This window comes from Bradyrhizobium sp. AZCC 2230 (assembly GCF_036924495.1).
Lineage (GTDB): Bacteria > Pseudomonadota > Alphaproteobacteria > Rhizobiales > Xanthobacteraceae > Bradyrhizobium > Bradyrhizobium rifense.
Genome location: NZ_JAZHRS010000001.1, coordinates 1,782,486 through 1,801,127 on the forward strand (window position 1 = coordinate 1,782,486; position 18,642 = coordinate 1,801,127).

The window sequence follows — 18,642 nt, forward strand, 5'->3', positions numbered from 1 at the left end:
GGGTAAGAGGCCTACGCCGCCACGACCCGTGGTGGCGTCTCGCCAGCATCGGACGGCTGCACCGGCCGGCTCAGCATTGTCACTTCGTTGAAGCCGACGGCCTTGAGCTGCTCGCACATCAGCACGCGTGCATCCGCATCCATCGACGGATCCGGCACCACGACGGCGCGGGCATTCGTCGTCAGCAGCTCCGCAGGCAAGTCTTCGGCACTGCCGGCGTCCACGAGCACGTGATCGTAGGCGCGCAGCAAGGCGTCGATCGCGAGCGTCACCCGCGGCGACTGCAGCAGGCTGCGGTCGAAGCCGGGACGGCCGGCCATCACCAGGTGCAGCCGCGAGAGCTTGTCGCGCGTGATGACCTGGGCAAACGAGGCCTGCCCCTGCATCAATTCGGCAAGACCGGGCGCCGTCGGATCGACAGACACCGCGGCAATCGTCGGCGAGGACGCGGCGAGATCGACCACGACGACGCGCGCGTCGCGGGCGAGGTGCCGCGCGAGCGTCAGCGTCGACAGCGTGATGGCATCGCCCGATGCGGTGCCGAGCACGGTGACCTTCTTCGCGGCCGAGCCCGCAGAGCGCAAGCTTTCGGCCAGTTGTCCGATCTCGACGAATTCGTTGACGTCAGCGTCGGACGTCAGCGTTGGCTGCAGCGGTGCAGCCTCCTGCTCAACCACAGGATCGACGATCGGCTCATGGCGAGCCGCCGCCGCTGGCACGAGCGAGGCAATGGCGCGCGGCGCGGTCTGGCGCAGCAGCTCACCGGTGACGACGAGGCCGGACGAGAGCAGCAGCGTCGCAAGCGTCGCGATCAGCACGATCGGCAGCTTCTTCGGATAGGCCGGCGTGTTGGAAACGATGGCACGCGAGATGATGCGGCCTTCCGCCGGCGCGGAATCGATGCTCTCGCGGGTGCTGGCCTCGCGGTACTTCCCGAGATAGGTCTCGAGCAGGTCACGCTGCGCCTTGGCCTCGCGCTCGAGCGCACGCAACTGGACATCCTGACCGTTGGTCGAGGTCGCCTGCTTCTTGAGCTGCTCGAGGCTCGCGGTCAGGCCGTCGACCCGGCCGCCGGCGATCCGCGCGTCGCTTTCGAGCGAGCGCGAGATCTTGGCCGCCTCGTCACGAATCTGACCGTCGAGGTCACCAAGTTGCGCCTTCAATTCCTTGATGCGCGGATGATTGCCGAGCAGCGTGGACGACTGCTCAGCGAGCTGCGCCCGCAGCGTCACCCGCTGCTCGGACAAGCGCCGCATCAATTCGGAATTCACGACCTCGGACGCCTCGATCGGCTTGCCGCTCTGGAGCATCTCCTTGATCAGCCGCGCCCTGGATTCCGCATCCGCCTTCATCGAGCGCGCGTTGTTGAGCTGGGTGTTGACCTCGCCCATCTGCTGGTTCGACAGCGTGGTGTTGTTGGTGCCGACAAACAGCGACGATTTGGAACGGAAGTCCTCAACCTTGGCCTCGGCGTCGGAGACCTTCTTGCGCAGGTTTTCGATCTCTCCCGAGAGCCACTGGCTGGCGTTGCGCGCCTGCTCCTGGCGCGCATTCTGCTGCAGCACGAGATAACCGTCGGCGATCGAATTGGCGACGCGCACGGCGAGATCGGGATCCTGCGACTGGAATTCGACCACGATCACGCGCGACTTATCGACGGCGTAGGCCTGCAGGCGATCGTAATAGGCATCGAGCACGCGCTCTTCCGGCGTCATCGAGAACGGATCGCGGCCGATGCCGACCATCGCCGCCAGCGATTTCAGCGGCGACACGCCTTGCAGAACCGGATCGAATTCGGGGCGCTCCGCGAGATTGTTCTTCTTGATGATCTCGCGCGCGAGGTCGCGCGACAGCACGAGTTGCACCTGGCTGGTGACGGCCTCGGGGTCGAGCGCCTGCCGCTCCTCGGTGCTGCGGTCGCTGCTCGGCCGCAGGAAGACGTTCTCGCGACCGTCGATCAGGATGCGCGATTCGGACTTGTAGCGCGGCGTGATGAGATTGACGACGGCGACGGATGCGACCAGTGCCAGCACCGTCGGCACGATGATCCAGCCGCGCTTGCGCGCGAGCGCGCCGCCCAGCGCATGCAGATTGATGTCACCGGATTCGGCTGGCGCTGGCTGCGCAACAGCCGGCCCGGGCCTGGCTTCGACTCTGGACTTGGTCTCGGGCTTGGCTTCGTGCTTGGCCTTCGAGACGGCTCGCTCGATGACGGCCTTGTCCTTGCCGGCACGCCAGAACGCTAAACGCATCGAACACTCCCGCAGGGCAACGCCACTCGTGCACCTCGATGGCGCCGATTACACTCCATTAAGGTTGCCGCTGGGTTAATCGCGACGTCCCGAGAGCAGGACACGCGCGCCCGTCACCGTTTGTTAACCACGAGGCCCCTTAATCCATCTCGATATTTCGAGAACTTTGTTCGGCATTCGCCGTCGAGCGCTGGTTTTGATCATGCCCCCCTCTCCCGACCAGTCGCTTCGCATCCTGCACGCCGTACGCGCGCCCGTCGGCGGCATCATTCGTCACATCCTCGACCTCGCCAACGGCCAGGTCGATCGCGGCCATCATGTCGGGATTCTCGCCGACAGCCTCACCGGCGGCGAGCGCGCGGACAAGGCGTTGGCCGAGCTTGCGCCGCGGCTGAAGCTCGGCGTGCATCGGCTGGCGATCCGCCGCGAACCCTCGCCGGAGGATTTCCTGGTGTGGCTGCGCATGCGCCGCCTGATCGCCACGCTCAAGCCCGACGTGATGCACGGCCACGGTGCCAAGGCCGGCGCGTTCGTGCGCATGCGGCGCCGCGCGGACGACACCATCCGCATCTACACCCCACACGGTGGCTCACTGCACTATCCCCTCAACACCCTGAAGGGCGAGTTTTATGCGCGGCTCGAGCGCACGCTGATAGATGCGACGGATCTGTTCCTGTTCGAGAGTGCCTTTGCACGCGACACCTACCAGCGCATCGTAGGCACGCCCAAGGGCGTGGTGCATTGCGTTTTCAACGGCGTGACGCCGGAGGAGTTCGAGCCCGTCGTCATCGCCGATGACGCCACCGACCTCGCCTATGTCGGCGAGTTCCGGCACATCAAGGGCGCCGACCTCCTGGTCGACGCAGTGGCCCGGCTACGTGAGAGCGGCAAGAAGGTCACGCTGACGCTCGGTGGCGACGGCGAGGAGATGGCGACGCTGAAGGCGCAGGTCGAGAGACTCGGCCTGACGGACGCGATCCGCTTCATCGGCCACGTCAAGGCGCGCTACGGCTTTTCCAAGGGACGGCTGCTGGTGGTTCCCTCGCGCGGCGATTCCATGCCCTATGTCGTGATCGAGGGGGGCGCGGCCGGCATCCCCATGATCGCGGCGCGCGTCGGCGGCATCCCCGAGATCTTTGGACCCGAGAGCCCGGCCCTGTTCGCGGCGAGCAACGCCGAAGCCATGGCCGAGGCGATCGCGGCCGCGCTCGACAATCCGCAAGCGACCGCGGAACGCGCGACCTCCCTGCGCGCGCGGATCTCAGCGTATTTCTCCCAGCAGGCGATGGTCGATGGCGTGCTCGCGGGTTACCGCGACGCATTTGCCAATCATTAACCATCCTTAAGGCCGCTTTAGAGAATCTTCCGATTTGTCCGATAATCGAAGTGCCAGGGGATGCTCGCCCGGAGACGCAAAGCCGCGCCTGCGGGTCTTTGGAATGGACGTGGACGCCCGTGGAACCGCTCAACGCACGCTCGATGCTCGATGCCGCGACCAGCGCCGCGGCCAAGCCGGCTGACCAACCTTTTGTCGAGCGACGGCGCCGCCTGACGCCGGCCGCCCTCGACGTCGTCAACCAGAAGGTCGCCCGCGCCTATTCGCCGATCGTGATCACCGGGTTTGCGCGCGCCATCGATTTCGTGCTGCTGAGCGTGGTCGGCATCGCCGTGTATGTCGGCTACGTCATGCCGATCGTCGGCTTCAGTTGGGTCTATCCCGCAGAGATCGTCGGCGTCGCGGTTGCTGCCGTGGTCTGCTTCCAGGCTGCCGACATCTACCAGGTGCAGCTGTTCCGCGGCCAGCTCAGGCAGATGACGCGGATGATCTCGTCCTGGTCGTTCGTCTTCCTGCTGTTCATCGGCATCTCCTTTTTCGCCAAGTTCGGCAGCGAGATCTCGCGGCTGTGGCTTGCCGCCTTCTACTTCCTCGGCCTCGCTGCGCTGGTTGCCGAGCGCCTCATCCTGCGCTCGCTGGTGCGCAGCTGGGCGCGCCAGGGCCGGCTCGATCGCCGCACCATCATCGTCGGCTCCGACAGCAACGGCGAGCAGCTGGTCGAGGCGCTGAAGGCGCAGGAGGATTCCGACATCCACGTGCTCGGCGTGTTCGACGACCGCAACGACAGCCGCGCACTCGACACCTGCGCCGGCGCACGCAAGCTCGGCAAGGTCGACGACATCGTCGAATTCGCCCGCCGCACCCGGGTCGATCTGGTGCTGTTCGCGCTGCCGATCTCGGCGGAGACGCGCATCCTTGAAATGCTGAAGAAGCTCTGGGTGCTGCCGGTCGACATTCGTCTCTCCGCACACACCAACAAGCTGCGCTTCCGCCCCCGCTCCTATTCCTATCTCGGCGAGGTGCCGACGCTCGACGTGTTCGAAGCGCCGATCACGGACTGGGATCTGGTGATGAAATGGCTGTTCGACCGCGTCGTCGGCAGCCTCGCGCTGCTCGCAGCACTTCCCGTGATGGCGCTGGTGGCGCTGGCGGTGAGGCTCGACAGCCCCGGCCCCGTCCTGTTCCGCCAGAAGCGGTTCGGCTTCAACAATGAGCGTATCGACGTCTACAAATTCCGCTCGATGTATCACCACCAGGCCGACCCGACGGCATCAAAGGTCGTGACCAAAGACGATCCGCGCGTCACCCGTGTCGGCCGCTTCATTCGCAAGACCAGCCTCGACGAGCTGCCGCAGCTGTTCAACGTGGTGTTCTCGGGCAATCTCTCCCTGGTCGGCCCGCGCCCGCATGCCGTGCAGGGCAAGCTCCAGAGCCGCCTGTTCGACGAGGCCGTCGACGGCTATTTCGCCCGCCACCGCGTCAAGCCCGGCATCACCGGCTGGGCCCAGATCAACGGTTGGCGCGGCGAGATCGACAACGAAGAGAAGATCCAGAAGCGCGTCGAGTTCGACCTCTATTACATCGAGAACTGGTCGGTGCTGTTCGACCTCGTCATTCTCCTGAAGACGCCGCTCTCGCTGCTGACCAAGAACGAGAACGCGTATTGAGTTTGTGCCTCGCTGTCATCGCCCGGCTTGACCGGGCGATCCAGTAATCGCCGGCAGTAAAGGCTGCCACGAACGGCACGGAGTACTGGATGCCCCGGTCAAGCCGGGGCATGACGGCGGAAGTTGTGTGCGAGTAGTATGAGCGCGTGATGGCGTATGCGGCGACAGCCGGTGGAATGAAAATAGCCGCACCGGCTGCGCCCGGCGTGCTGGCCCTCCAGCGCGCGCTGGTGTGGCTGGTCGGCGCGTCCGGCGCGATCGTCTTCATCGAGCCGAGCCCCTATGAGATCGCGACGCTGCTCGCCACCGTCGCTTTCTTCGCCACCGGCCTGCGGCTCAAGCTCGTGTTGATGCCGCTGGTGCTGGCCCTGGTCCTGCTCAATGTCGGCTACACCATCAGCGCGATCCCGCTGCTCGACCAGTCCGAGGTCGCAAGCTGGATCGCGACCTCCTGGTACATGGCGGTGACCGTGATGTTCTTCGCCATGGTCACCTCCGAAGACACGGCGGCGCGGCTCGACATGCTGCGCCGTGGCCTCGTGGTCGGCGCGATGATCGCCTCGCTCTCGGCGATCGCGGGCTATTTCAACCTCGTTCCAGGCGGCCACGATCTCCTGACGCTCTACGAGCGTGCACGCGGCACGTTCAAGGACCCGAACGTGCTCGGCGCCTTCCTGATCCTGCCGGCGCTGTTTGCGCTCCAGAGCGTCGTCTCCGACAGATTCGCCAAGGCGTTCCGCAACGTCATCGCCTTCGGCATCATGTCGCTGGCGATCCTGCTCGCCTTCTCCCGCGCCGCCTGGGGCGGACTGGTGCTGACCTCGGCCTTCATGCTGGCGCTGATGGTGCTGACCAGCCGCACCAATGCGCAGCGCTCGCGCATCATCATCATGGCCATCGTCGCAATGGTGCTGGGCCTCGCGCTGATCGCGGTGCTGCTGTCGTTCGATTCCATCGCCGAGATGTTCAAGCAGCGCGCGAGCTTCGACCAGAGCTATGACGAAGGCCGCTTCGGCCGGTTCGGCCGGCACATCTTAGGTGCGGAGATGGCGCTCGACCTGCCGTTCGGCATCGGCCCCTTGCAGTTCCACCGCTTCTTCCCCGAAGACACCCACAATTCCTATCTGAACGCCTTCATGTCCGGCGGCTGGCTCTCCGGCGTATGCTATCCCGCGCTGGTCTTCACCACCGTCATCACAGGCTTCCGCCACATCTTCGTCCGGGTGCCCTGGCAGCGCGCTTATCTCGCGGTGTTCGCAGCCTTCGTCGGCACCGTCGGCGAAAGTTTCGTGATCGACACCGACCACTGGCGGCACTTCTGGATGATGCTGGGCACGATGTGGGGCATGATTGCGGCCGCACAGGCCTACAAGATCAGGTCTGGCGAGGATGCTTCTTCAGCTTGAGCGCGGGCCGTTTCTCTGGCGGCGTGTCGAGCAGACCCTTCAGCGCAGCAGTCGCCGCGAGCACGCCCTTGTAGCCCTCCGTGGCGAAGCGCAACAGCAGGCGTAATTCTTCGTCGGAATAAGTGTTGAAGACCTTCTCCATGGCCTGCTGCATCGGAACGTAGAGCTGGCCGATCTTCATGGCCGCTTCCGGCACGACGGCGATGTAGACCTTGCGGCGATCGGCCTCGTCCCGCTCGCGGCGCACGAGGCCAGCCTTCTCGAGCCGGTCGACCACGCCGGTGATCGCGCCGGTTGTCAGACCCGTCACCTCGGCAAGCCGGCCCGCGGTCACGCGTCCCTCGAGATAGAGGATGTCCATGCATTCGAGGTCGGAATTGGCAATTCCGGCCACATTCGCAACGGTTTGCCCATAGAGCACGCCCTGCGCGGACGATCGCCGCATCGCGTCTTCCAATTCTCCCAGCAACGCCGTGCGTGCCTTCGTCCTTGACAAGGCTCACCTCATATCTTAGTCGATATATATCTTAGTCACTAAGAGAATTAGTGACCGTAATTCCTCCTAGCACCACGGAAACGTCAGGAGCAAGCCATGTCCCATCGTCCCCGCAAGGCCCTGATCATCGGCGCCGGCATCGCCGGGCCCGTTGCCGCGATCCTGCTGCGCCGCGCCGGCATCGAATCCGCGATCTACGAAGCCTGGCCCTACTCCAAGGGCATCGGCGGCGGCCTCCAGATCGCACCGAACGGCATGCATGTGATGGACGAGATCGGACTTGCGGCGGAACTCATCAGCCGCGGCTCGATCGCGGAGTCCTTCGACTTCTATTCGCAGGAAGGCCGAAGGCTCGGCTCGATCAACCGCGACATGGCGCGGCGCTTCGGCCAGCCCGCGGTCAATGTCTGCCGCGCCACGCTGAACGAGATGCTGATCGACAAGGCGTGGTGCGCCTGTGTCTCGCTCTATTTCGACAAGCGCCTGATCAAGATCGAGGATCGCGGCGACCAGCCGATCATCGCCTATTTCGCCGACGGCACCACCGCCGAGGGCGATTTCCTGATCGGCGCGGACGGTGTGCATTCGATCGCGCGGCGCCAGGTGGTGCCGGACGGACCAACGCCCTTCAATACAGGCCTGATCGGGTTCGGCGGTTTCGTGCCTCACGCGGTCTTCGACGACCGGCCGATCGCCCGACATGTCGAGACCACGTTCGGGCAGAGCGGCTTCTTCGGCTACGGCTATTGCAGCCCGGACCCGAAGGACGGCGTGATGTGGTGGAGCACGCAACCGGCCCGCGGCATGGATGCCGCGATGTTCCGCGCGCTGGACCAGCAGACGCTGAAGCAGCATCTGCGCGGCTTCCATCACGGCTGGCATGATCCGATCCCTGCCATCATCGAGGCGGCCGAAAACATCGTGGTCACCGACACGCTCGACGTCTCGACCTTGCCGACCTGGTCGCGCAAGCGCTCGCTGCTGATCGGCGATGCCGCGCATGCAACCAGCCCCCATGCCGGCCAGGGTGCCTCGCTCGCGCTGGAAGATGCGATGCGGCTCGCCCGTCTGATGCAGGAGGGCCAGGAGCTAACCGCCACCTTCCAGGCCTTCGAGACCGAGCGGCGTCCACGCGCCGAGAAGATCGTCGCGATGGCGCGGCGCAACGGCAACAGCAAGCGCGAATTCAGCGCCACCGGCGCCTTCATCCGCAATCAGATGATGAAGTGGCTGCTGCCGCTGGGCTCGAAGAGCATGGATTTCATGTACGCGTATGATGCGCGGGCAGCGTAACAAGCACGGTGCCGTAGGGTGGGCAAAGCGGAGCGTGCCCACCATTGTGGCGATTGCAGAGAGGTGGTGGGCACGGCGCTTCGCGCCTTTGCCCACCCTACGAGACCTGACCTAGCCTTCCACCGCGAACGTCAGCCCGGCATGATCGACCAGCCGCCTGATCAACTTGTGCTGCATCGCTGCACCCGGCGTCCAGAGCCCGGCCGGAACATCAGGCGTGTCGCGCAGCAGGCACATCGCGCATTCGGAGATCATCTTCGCCGTTGACGCATAGCCCGGATCGAGATCGCCTTTCACTGCCGCGCGGACCTGACGGCCATCGGGCGCAATGGCAATGTAGAGCAGGTCGTAATATCCGTTCTCGCGCTCCTCCTTCGAGGGCCCCTCTCCGGGCTTGAGCGCTTCAGGACCGGTCTTTTCGCTGTTGGCGGCCATGACCAGCTTGGCATTGGCCTGCCCTTCGTCCCCAGCCCCCGTCAGCACCATCTCGTCGTAGATGAAATCCCTGCCATAGGGGAATCCCATCAGCATGTTGGAGCGGTGGACGTTGCGCGTGTTGAGGATCGCCATCGCGAACGGGGCGGACCAGGATTGCAAATCCTCCTCGAAAACAGGCTTGTTGCCGCGCGGCTGTTTTGGTCCTTCGAAGCCGGGCGTGAATGCGAAGGGGTTCTTGAGGATCGAGACCAGGCTGAGATCCTGCGCAACCGCTTCGAACGTGACCCTTGCGCTGGCCGAGGTGCCACCGGAGAAATTCCAGCTGAGGTCGCGGATGCGCCCTTTTACGCGCGGCGCCGGCGCGCCGAATACGCGCCTGGCTTCCTCCTGAACGAAGAAGGCACCAAGCTCGAACGGGATGGAATCGAAGCCGCAGGAGAACATGATGCGTGCGCCGCTCGCCTTGGCCGCCGCCTCATGCCTGTCGATCATCTGCTTCAGCCAGATCGGCTCGCCGCAGAGATCCATATAGTCGGTACCCGACGCGACACAGGCGGCAAGCAGATCGGCCCCGTAAAGCTGATATGGACCAACTGTGGTAACAACCAGCTTCGCCTGATCGACCATCGCCCGCAACGACGCAGGATCGGCTGCATCCGCCACGATGAGCGGCGTGTCCTTAGGTGCGCCGATCGCATCGCGAACGGATTCGAGCTTGTCTCTGCTGCGCCCGGCCATCGCCCATGTCGGCGCTCCGTCTCCGACGTAGTGCGCGGCGAGATACTCGGCGACGAGCTGGCCGGTGTATCCTGTTGCGCCATAGATGACGATGTCGAACTTCGCGGACACGGATCACGCTTCCTTGGGCGTCGCAGCCCTTATGCTTCCACAGCGAACGTCAGCCCTGCATTGTCTTGCAGCCGCTTGATCAGCTTGTGCTGCATCGCTGCGCCCGGGGTCCAGAAGCCGGCTGAGACGTCGGTCACGTCTCGCAGCATGCAGATGGCGCATTCGGAGATCATCTTCGAGGTCGAGCCGTAGCCGGGATCGCGGTCGCCGGTGACACCGGCGCGAACCATGCGGCCATCTGGCGCGGTCGCGACATAGAGCAGATTGAAGAGCCCGTTCTCGCGCTCTTCCTTCGACGGCCCCTCGCCGGGCTTCGGCGCGTTCGGGCCGGTCTTCTCGGCGTTGGCCGCCATCACGCGCTTGGCGTTGGCCTCGCCCTTCTCGCCGGGACCGGTCAAAACCATCTCGTCGTAGACGAAGTCCTGGCCGTAGGGAAAGCCCATCAGCATGTTGGAGCGATGGACGTTGCGGGTGTTGATCAGCGCCATCATGAAGGGTGCGGCCCAGGATTGCAGATCCTCCTCGAGCAGCGACCTGTTGCCCTTCGGCTGCTTCGGTCCGGTGAAGCCCGGCGTCAGCGCGAACGGATCGTTCAGGATCGCAATGAGGCTGATGTCCTTGGCAACGGCATCGAAGGTCGCCTTCGCACTCGCCGCAGTGCCGCCCGAGAGCGTGCCGCGCATGTCGCGCACACGGCCCTTCACGCGGGAGGCCGGAGCGCCGAACACACGCTTGGCCTCTTCCTGCACGAAGAACGCACCGAGCTCGAACGGCACGGAGTCGAAGCCGCAGGAGAATACGATGCGCGCGCCGCTTTCCTTCGCAGCCGCCTCGTATTTGTCGATCATCTGCCGCATCCAGATCGGCTCGCCGCAGAGATCGAAATAATCCGTGCCGGTGGCAACGCAGGCAGCTAACAATTCCTCGCCGTAGAGCTGATACGGACCGACCGTCGTGATCACCGACATCGTCTGCTCTGCCATCGCCTTCAGCGAGGCAGCGTCCGATGCATCCGCGACAATCAGCGGCGTATTGCCCGGCGCGCCGATCGCATCGCGCACCGATTTCAGCTTGCCGAGGCTGCGGCCCGCCATCGCCCATTTGAGTGTCTTGTCGCTCTTGTAATGCTGAGTCAGATATTCAGCGACGAGCTGACCGGTGAAACCGGTCGCGCCGTAGACGACGATGTCGAATTTCGCAGAGCTCATGACTGGCCTTTACTTCTTCGCGTAACTCACGCCCATGCCGGCACGGACGTCGCTTTGAATCCCGTAGGGCGGAATCGGATAGCGCAGGCCGTTCCTGGCCAGCGCCTTCATGCCCTCGATCGCCTTGGCGAGATGCGCAGGCTTCAAGGCCATCAGCATCTCCTCGTCGGGCACGCCGCCATAGCGCCGTTCGGCATAGCATGGCAAGGACAGGCTGGGCTCACCGCTTTTGAGCGCCCGCCCCCAGGAATCCGCGCAAGCGGTCTCGCCGACCACGCCCCATTCGAACTTCTTGTAGCCGGTATATTGCAGCCCGTTGATCAGGATGATCATCTGGCCGGGCGTTGCGTAGACGAGGCAGATGTCGGGCGGATCGAGCCGCCCGCTCGCAAGCGGACTGACCGCGAGCGCCTGATATTGCCCGAACGGAACCACGTCCAGCGCCTCCTGGCGCTTGCGCGCATCCTCCGCGGTGCCGTGCCAGACGCCGACATAGTTTTCGCCGGCAAGCCATTTCTCGTCCTGCGGACTGAGCCCGATCACCGCGCGGCACTGGTGGCCTACGAGATCGTCGCCGGTGATGCCGACGGTCCACCCCAAGCGCGAGGCCATGCTGACGATCTGGTCGGTGGTGTGGACCGCATTCGGCCGCCGGATTTTCGGGATCGCCTCCATGTCCGCGGCATGCGCGAACAGCTTCATGCCGATCACCGTGGTCTTCAGCCGCAACAGGCTGTTGAGATCGGCCACGAGGCCGGCAAGATCAATCGTGTCAGCGGCTGGCTGCTGCATGGCATCCTCCCGGCGCGCCGTTTCCGACGCCTCTTGTTGGGCCTCTCGGGCCTGTTCTAGTCCTTGGCCAGTTCTAGTCCTTGGCCGGCCCGGGAAGCAACTCGCCCGTCCTGCCCATGAGGCGGTAGGTCACGAGGCCGATCCATTCGCGCACAGCCGTGTCGGTTCGGCCGAGACCGTCCGCGCCGAAATTGGTGAAAGAGAACAGATCGTCACGTCCGCCCATCCGCCAGTCCACGGGATAGGCTTCGACGTCAAATCCAGCCTTGCGGAAAATGCCGATCGAACGCGGCATGTGATAGGCCGAGGTCACCAGCAGCCAGCGCTCGCCCGGCTTCGGTGCCACCAAAGGCTTCGTGAAGATCGCATTCTCGTATGTGTTGCGCGACTCCCGCTCCAGGATCAGACGTTCCCTGGGTACGCCGGTATTTTCCAGGATGGGTGCAGAATAGTCGGCTTCCCTGGCGCCCGGTGCGAGCAGGTTCGCAGAGCCGCCCGTGAAGACGATACGCGCACTCGGATAGCGGCGCGCAAGCTCGGCGGGCGCAAGCAAGCGATCGGCCGCGTGCGAGACCACCGGCGTGTGATGTGCTGCCGACAGATCGGTATCGACCGAGCCGCCCAGCACGATGATGCCGTCGGGCGCACCGCGCGACGGATCCCATGCGGGAAAGCGCGACTCCAGCGGATAGAGCAGCAGATTGCCGAGCGGCGAAAAGGCGGCGAGCGCGAGCAGGACCAGCGTGGTCGCGGCCAGTTTCCGGCCGAGCCCGGCAAAGCGCGTTGCCATCAGCACGACCGAGACGATCCCGAGCTCGACCAGAAGATTGATCGGCACCACTGCGGCGCCAAACGTCTTGGAAAGAAAGAAAAACAGGAGAAACCTCGCTGAAATAATCGGGGTGCGCGGGCTTGACCCGCCCACCCATCTTCAGAAATCTTCTTGGGAGAGGATCGATTGCCGGGTCAAGCCCGGGCATAACAGGATCTCATGACAAGTTCTGATGAAACCGATTGGACGCGGCAAATGACCCATCATCACCTGCATTCAAGTCCCGAAACCTGCCATTGGGGGTTCTTCGAAGCCGCGCTCAAGCCGGTCCTCACCGTCGCCAGCGGCGATGAGGTGACCGTCGACACCATCAGCGGCGGCCCGGACATGCTGCCCGACCGCAGCAAGTTTCACATTCCGCCGGAGATATACGAGGTTCACGCCAGGAACGAGCGCATGCTCCCCGGCCACATCCTGACCGGCCCGATCGCGGTCGAAGGCGCCGAGCCCGGCGATGTGCTCGCAGTCGAAATCCTCGACGTCCAGCTCCGCCAGGACTGGGGCTGGAACATGATCAAGCCGCTGTCCGGCACCTTGCCCGACGATTTCCACGAGACGCGGATCCTCAACATCCCGCTGGACCGGTCGCGGATGGTCGGCCGGATGCCGTGGGGCCTCGACCTGCCGCTCAAACCGTTCTTTGGTGTGATGGGCGTTTCGCCGCCGCCGGCCTGGGGCCGCATCTCCTCGCTCGTGCCGCGCGCCATGGGCGGCAATCTCGACAACAAGGAGCTCGGCGCCGGCGCGACGTTGTATCTGCCGGTGTTCGTCCCGGGCGCGATGTTCTCCTGCGGCGACGGTCATGGCGTGCAGGGCGACGGCGAGGTCTGCGTCACCGCGATCGAGACGGCGTTGCAGGGCCGCTTCCGGCTGACGCTGCGCAAGGATTTGCGGTTCGACTATCCGCGCGCGGAAACGCCGACCCACTACATGACCATGGCGATGGACCCCGACCTCGACCAATGCGCGGTGCGGGCACTGCGCGACATGATCGTCCTGCTCGGCGAGACGCGAAACCTGTCGCGCGAGGACGCCTATACCCTGTGCAGTCTCGCGGCCGATCTGCGGGTGACCCAGACCGTCAACGGCTCCAAGGGCATCCATTGCATGATCGAAAAGGCGATCGTGCACGGCTGATCTCGCCGGCACCTCCTGACCGCTCCACGCGTCCCTACCGCCCGGACATTCCGGGCGGCGCACTGAGTCACGCCTGATTTCCTCCACGATTCCAACAGGCTGAGCGATGGGCTCAGCTTGCATTTGACTTCTGCCCCCGAACCTAAATAGAGTCTTAATCGTTACTTTTATGTACCTGAGTAAGAGGCTAGCGTTCGGGCCATGGCCACCGAAAAAGCCGAGACTGACCGCATTCCCGTAACCTTGGCGCTCTCGACCATCACCTACCTGGAGAAGTTGGTGAGACAGGGCACCCACGGCACCAGCGTTCCCGGCGTCGCACGTACCTTGATCGAGGAAGGCATCCGTCTCGCCATCAAGGACGGGCTTTTGTCGATTCGCGACAATGGCAGGACGTGAGCGCATGCCGGACGTGAAGCGGACGGATCTCGAGCGACGGTTGGTCGATTGTCGCAACCTGGGACCGTTACAATGCCTGTTCTCTCACCAACCTGGACCAACGAACGAATTGAACTTCTGAAGCAACATTTCGAGGCCGGTCTGTCCTGCCGCGAGATCGCCGCCGACATCGGCGTCAGCCGCAACGCCGTGATCGGCAAGCTGTCCCGATTGAATCTCACACGCGGCCGCTCGCTCGACGAGCGCAGGCTCCAAGACAGGAATCACGACAGGACTGGCGCGCCGCGCGCGCAAAGAGCGGTGCCCCGGCTGCAATTCGAAATGCTCGCGACAATCTACGGCGAAGCGGACGCGCCTGTCGCGACCGGGCCGATCGACGAGGCCAACCGCTGCTCGCTGATGGAGCTCGGCGAAAACCGCTGCCGCTGGCCGATCTCGACACCCGGTGCCGAGGATTTCTGCTTCTGCGGCAACGCCGCGCATGACGGCCAGCCCTATTGCGCCGGCCACAGCCGCCTCGCCTACAAGCCGAACTCGCGTGCGCGCGTCATGCGCGGCTGAAGCGCGCCGTCCCTTGAGCTCCACAACGAAAAACCTCCGGTAGGGCATTACCGGAGGTTTCTGGAGGCTTAGCGTGAAGCTAAGAGCCGTGATCTTTTGAAACCGGCTGACAGCTATATAGCTGAGCAACTCAGGTAAGTAAATAAGTTTGGCTGCGATCTATTCGCATAGCTCGTCTTCGCCGTCCGTGCAGGGGAGTTCGGTTTTTCGAAATCCCCATCGCGCCGGAAAAAAGCCCCGGCGGTTTCCCGCCGGGGTTCTCTGACCGATTTGCGATCGATGATCAGAAGTTGCGCTGAGCGCGCAGCATCATGGTCACCGAGTTCTGGTCCTTCAGCTCGTACACGGCGCTCGGCTTGGCGGCAGTCGAAATGGCCGGGGCAGTGATGGCGCCGGAGTACTTCTGGTCCAGACGCGACCAGCTCAGGTCGGCCGTGAACGCCAGGTTCTTGACCGGAGTCCAGACCGTGTTGACACCGACGACGCCGAAGTTGAAGTCCGGGTTACAGGTCGAACCGGCCACCGCGATCGAAGCGAAGTTGGCGCAGATCAGGGCCTTGCCCGTGGTACCGTACTTCAGCTGGGCATAACCGCCGTACACGGCGCTCGCCCAGTTCGGGGTCCAGTTGTGAGTATAGCCACCACGGATACCCCAGGTCTTGACGGTGTCGATGCTGCCGCCGGCACCGAAGACGCCGTCAGCAAGACCGGCAAAGCCGATGCTCTGGTACGCCGTGCTGCTGCCACCGAACATGAAGAAGCTCTGCGGGAACAGGCTCTGGAAGTTGTAGCGCGTTGCACCGTCCGTGTAGACGGCCTGCAAGTTGACAACGTCGCCCGCACCAGTCGGGATGTTCTTGATCGACAACGAGCCCTGCACAGCCCAGCCCCACTTGTCCGACGGATGACCGGTCGGTTCCGTCGTGCCGTAGTAGCCAGGATGCAGATCCTTCGCGGCAACCGAGATCTGGGCCAGACCCCAAGCCTGGTCGACACGGACCTGACCAATGATATCGGGGACGCGCGTGCCACCCCAATCGTTGACGCCGTAGTTGCCCTGGATGAGGGCAGCGGCAGCGTTTGCGGCAGCCGAGGTCGTCACGATGGCACCGGCGCCGTTCACAGCGCTGGAAGCCGTGAAACCGGTGACGTTCCACAGGTTCGACTGGCCGTTCGACGCCGTCGTTTCCTCTTCCAACGCCAGCGAACCGGTGATGCCCTGGCCGAAGTCAGCGGTATAGGCGAACTGGTTCACACCGTTGACGTGGTTGGAGCCGCCCGGAATGGTATCGGGACCGCCAGACGGATAGCTCTGCCACGGAGCATCGAAGATGGAGACCGTGCGGCCCATGGTGAACCCAGCGAACTGGATGAACGCATGGTAGAGGCCGAGCGCGGGCGCACTGGGCGAGATCGTCGACGGGCTGCTGCCGGTGACGTTGGACGTATCATAGGTGAAAACCATGTCGGCGTAGGTGCGAACGACGCCATACTCGGTCGCCGTGCGGGTGTCGACGTTGAGGTCGAAACGGGCGCGGCTGTAATAGTAGTTGGTCAAACGATTGTTCGACCCACCGTTCACACTGCTCGAGCTCTGGTTGAAACCATAGTCGCCGGCGCCGCCGAGAATTGCGTCGGCGCGCAGGTAACCACCCAGCTTGACGCAGGTGTCGGTGCCCGGGATGTAGTAGAAACCCGCGCCGTACAGCGAGCAGACCTTCACGTATTCGACCGCTTTGGCCTTGAGCGGAAGATCAGCCGCCTGAGCTCCACCGACGGCGATCAGACCCGCCGCAGTGCCGAGCAAAAGGCTCTTCACCATTTTCATTTAAAACCTCCAAGTTGTTCATTTAGCGGAGACCGGACCGTGAGGCCCCCCAGATCCCCGTCTCTTCAAATCCGCTCGGCCGCTTCGCGCTTTCGGACACACCCGCATTCGGCGCGAGGGACGTGGGCGGACCACCTGCAACGGGACGATCGAGAACCCCCCACCGTCATGGATCAATATGCCTGCGCCGTTCCCTTAATCAAAATAGTTTATTAGATAAGCTTTGTGGTTTCGCTAACTCTGTGTCCGTGGCGCAACACCTGACCTGAGCTGAAAGGCTGATCGGATCATATTTGTAATTTGCGTGACACAATTACCCTGCTCTGCACTTGCGTCAGGGCAGACTTGCGTGGAGTATCGCCGCCGCGAACACCGGCCGGAAAGAAATCAGCTTGCGGGAGTGACGCTGTGTCAGCGACGAGGAAAGAAGGAGCGCGCCTCCGCTCCATCGGTAATCTGGATCTCATCAGGCGATTCACCTGGGAGATATCGTCGATCAACATGCATCTGGAGGAGCTGCGTCAGTTCTGGGCCAGGACGCTCGGCATCAGCGGACCGCAATGGCTGATCCTGATGGCGATTTCCGACCTCGACAAGGACGACGGCGTCCCCGTCAACGTGGTCTCCAAGCTGCTTCATGTCGACCCGTCCTTCGTCACCACCCAGTCCAAGCTGCTGGAGAAGAAGGGCCTGCTGCGCCGCCGCCCCTCACCGACCGACGCCCGCGTGGTGCGGCTATCGCTGGTCGACAAGACCCAGAAGCACATCGCGAGCCTCAACGAGCAGTACAAGACGATTCGCGAATTCGTCTTCCAGGAGTTCGATGAAAACGAGCTGACCGAATTCACCACCAAGCTCGCGACGCTGAAGACCCGACTGGAAAAGGCCTGCGTCAGGATCTCCCTCGACTTCTGAGACGCATCCGTTTTTGAGCCAAGCGGCCGCGCTCAGATCCGATTGCCGACGGCACCGAGTCGCGATTCGAGCCAGTCGAAGATGTATTCGTTGGCAAGACTCGGATTGTCGGCATGAGCCTGTGCAGCGCCGGTCTCCGCCGCGGTGAACACTTTCAGCACGATATCCGAGCTGCCGAGCTGGGATTTTTGCAGGATCTGACGCGCCCGGTCAGCCTTGAGCCAGCCGTCCTCGCCGAGGGTGATCAACACCGGACATTCGGCGCCGGAGGCCATCAGCGGCGCATGCGGCACCGGGACGACGCTGAGGTCGCTCATCGCAAAACGGCTGGCAAAGAACGACCGCTCGTGCAGGTCCCAGAGGCCGCCGTCGCAGACGGCCGCGGCGAGACGCGGCTCCTGCAACACCGCACGCGCCACGAACGAAGAGCCCCACCCGTCCGCCACGATTGCAACGCGATCGAAATCGACGTCCGCGCGCTGCTCCAGATAGTCCATCGCGCAGCCGACCGAGCTTTCGAGATCCCGGCGGTGCATGAGCATGTCGGCGTAATCGTCGCGCTGGTCGCCGAGCAGGTCCAGCGCGAGCATCGATAAGCCACGCTCGCGCGCATGCGGTGCGAGCTTGAACAGGAACTCTTCCTTGCGGTGGCCGGGCTCACCGATGCAGATCACCGTCGGGGCGCGACCGTTCGCCGCAGGCGCAGGCAGGAAGTAGCCCTGCAACGAATGTCCCTCGACCCACGGGATCGTCACGACTTCGCCGGCCGGCCCGCGCGCCGTGAGGAAACGCCGGGCGCATTCCTGCATCGCGAGCACCGCGACCCAGCGGCGCTCGTCGGCAGGATCGAGTGGCATCGCGGCCGCACCGTAGTAATTCATCGCGCGCAGCCAATTGCGCTGCGCCGTTGCCATATGGCCTTCCGCAAATGCGGCCTCGGCACGATGCCGATTGGCCTGTGCCAGCTTCTTCCACTCGCGATGCCAGGACTGCTCGTCATCGCGCTTCAGCTGCCGCGCGATCATCAGGCATTCGGCGATGGTGGCGCCGCCCTCCTGTGCCGCCGTCAGCAGCCGCGTGAATTCAGCGGAGATATCCTCTCTCTCCGGGCAGAGGATGAAGTCGTCGGAGAGGCATGCGGGTATCATCGGAGCTACGCTTTATCGTGGCGCTACCCTGATTCATTAAACTATTTCAGTTCGCTAACCAAGCTGCGGCGCGCCGAATGAGACC

The 18,642-nt window shown here is 63.8% G+C and carries 16 protein-coding genes; 8 read left to right on the plus strand and 8 right to left on the minus strand.

What is annotated here, in order from left to right:
* Nucleotides 1-11: 11 nt before the first annotated feature.
* The gene (locus V1280_RS08640; RefSeq protein WP_334521737.1) at nt 12-2,252 is read right to left on the minus strand and encodes a GumC family protein; all 2,241 of its coding nucleotides are present in this window, start codon (nt 2,250-2,252) and stop codon (nt 12-14) included.
* 202 nt (nt 2,253-2,454) lie between these two features.
* Here V1280_RS08640 and V1280_RS08645 point away from each other — a divergent pair, with 202 nt between their 5' ends.
* The 3 genes from V1280_RS08645 (at nt 2,455) to V1280_RS08655 (ending at nt 6,661) form a co-directional block, all read left to right on the plus strand.
* The gene (locus V1280_RS08645; protein WP_334521740.1) at nt 2,455-3,588 is read left to right on the plus strand and encodes a glycosyltransferase family 4 protein; all 1,134 of its coding nucleotides are present in this window, start codon (nt 2,455-2,457) and stop codon (nt 3,586-3,588) included.
* A gap of 119 nt (nt 3,589-3,707) precedes the next feature.
* A complete protein-coding gene (locus tag V1280_RS08650) occupies nt 3,708-5,255 on the plus strand; it encodes an undecaprenyl-phosphate glucose phosphotransferase (RefSeq protein ID WP_334521743.1) in 1,548 nt (515 codons plus the stop codon).
* A gap of 149 nt (nt 5,256-5,404) precedes the next feature.
* Nucleotides 5,405-6,661, plus strand: coding sequence for an O-antigen ligase family protein (locus V1280_RS08655; RefSeq protein ID WP_334521746.1), 1,257 nt, complete (start codon nt 5,405-5,407; stop codon nt 6,659-6,661).
* Here the strand turns inward: V1280_RS08655 and V1280_RS08660 are convergent.
* Nucleotides 6,630-7,106, minus strand: a complete 477-nt coding sequence (locus V1280_RS08660; RefSeq protein WP_334521749.1) for a MarR family transcriptional regulator — start codon at nt 7,104-7,106, stop codon at nt 6,630-6,632. The genes V1280_RS08655 and V1280_RS08660 overlap by 32 nt on opposite strands.
* A gap of 147 nt (nt 7,107-7,253) precedes the next feature.
* Here V1280_RS08660 and V1280_RS08665 point away from each other — a divergent pair, with 147 nt between their 5' ends.
* Nucleotides 7,254-8,450 (plus strand): FAD-dependent monooxygenase, encoded by a 1,197-nt coding sequence (locus tag V1280_RS08665; RefSeq protein WP_334521752.1) that lies wholly within the window; start codon nt 7,254-7,256, stop codon nt 8,448-8,450.
* Between the two features lie 111 nt (nt 8,451-8,561).
* Here the strand turns inward: V1280_RS08665 and V1280_RS08670 are convergent, their stop codons facing one another.
* The 4 genes from V1280_RS08670 to V1280_RS08685 form a co-directional block, all read right to left on the minus strand.
* The gene (locus V1280_RS08670; protein ID WP_334521755.1) at nt 8,562-9,737 is read right to left on the minus strand and encodes a saccharopine dehydrogenase family protein; all 1,176 of its coding nucleotides are present in this window, start codon (nt 9,735-9,737) and stop codon (nt 8,562-8,564) included.
* A gap of 29 nt (nt 9,738-9,766) precedes the next feature.
* Nucleotides 9,767-10,945: a saccharopine dehydrogenase family protein gene (locus V1280_RS08675; RefSeq protein WP_334521758.1), complete on the minus strand. Its 1,179-nt coding sequence runs from the start codon at nt 10,943-10,945 to the stop codon at nt 9,767-9,769.
* Between the two features lie 9 nt (nt 10,946-10,954).
* A complete protein-coding gene (locus tag V1280_RS08680; protein ID WP_334521760.1) occupies nt 10,955-11,737 on the minus strand; it encodes a DUF169 domain-containing protein in 783 nt (260 codons plus the stop codon).
* A gap of 73 nt (nt 11,738-11,810) precedes the next feature.
* Complete coding sequence (locus tag V1280_RS08685; RefSeq protein ID WP_334521762.1) at nt 11,811-12,578, minus strand: YdcF family protein; 768 nt, start codon at nt 12,576-12,578, stop codon at nt 11,811-11,813.
* Nucleotides 12,579-12,764: 186 nt separating this feature from the next.
* On the opposite strand from V1280_RS08685, the gene V1280_RS08690 reads away from it, so the two are divergent.
* The 3 genes from V1280_RS08690 to V1280_RS08700 all read left to right on the plus strand — a co-directional run bounded on the left by V1280_RS08690 (nt 12,765) and on the right by V1280_RS08700 (nt 14,666).
* Nucleotides 12,765-13,706 carry an acetamidase/formamidase family protein gene (locus tag V1280_RS08690; protein ID WP_334521764.1) on the plus strand — a complete coding sequence of 314 codons (942 nt, stop codon included), beginning with the start codon at nt 12,765-12,767 and terminating at the stop codon, nt 13,704-13,706.
* Nucleotides 13,707-13,907: 201 nt separating this feature from the next.
* Entirely contained in the window at nt 13,908-14,105 is a 198-nt protein-coding gene (locus V1280_RS08695; RefSeq protein WP_007603456.1) for a hypothetical protein, read from the plus strand.
* Nucleotides 14,106-14,177: 72 nt separating this feature from the next.
* Entirely contained in the window at nt 14,178-14,666 is a 489-nt protein-coding gene (locus V1280_RS08700) for a GcrA family cell cycle regulator (RefSeq protein ID WP_334521767.1), read from the plus strand.
* A 283-nt stretch (nt 14,667-14,949) separates the two neighbouring features.
* Here the strand turns inward: V1280_RS08700 and V1280_RS08705 are convergent, their stop codons facing one another.
* On the minus strand, nt 14,950-16,494 hold the full coding sequence (locus tag V1280_RS08705) for a porin (protein WP_334521770.1): 1,545 nt from the start codon (nt 16,492-16,494) through the stop codon (nt 14,950-14,952).
* Nucleotides 16,495-16,902: 408 nt separating this feature from the next.
* Between V1280_RS08705 and V1280_RS08710 the strand changes: the two genes are divergently transcribed.
* Nucleotides 16,903-17,409 (plus strand): MarR family winged helix-turn-helix transcriptional regulator, encoded by a 507-nt coding sequence (locus V1280_RS08710; protein WP_334521773.1) that lies wholly within the window; start codon nt 16,903-16,905, stop codon nt 17,407-17,409.
* Between the two features lie 32 nt (nt 17,410-17,441).
* Here the strand turns inward: V1280_RS08710 and V1280_RS08715 are convergent, their stop codons facing one another.
* A complete protein-coding gene (locus tag V1280_RS08715; RefSeq protein WP_334521776.1) occupies nt 17,442-18,557 on the minus strand; it encodes an alpha/beta hydrolase family protein in 1,116 nt (371 codons plus the stop codon).
* Between the last annotated feature and the right edge of the window lie 85 nt (nt 18,558-18,642).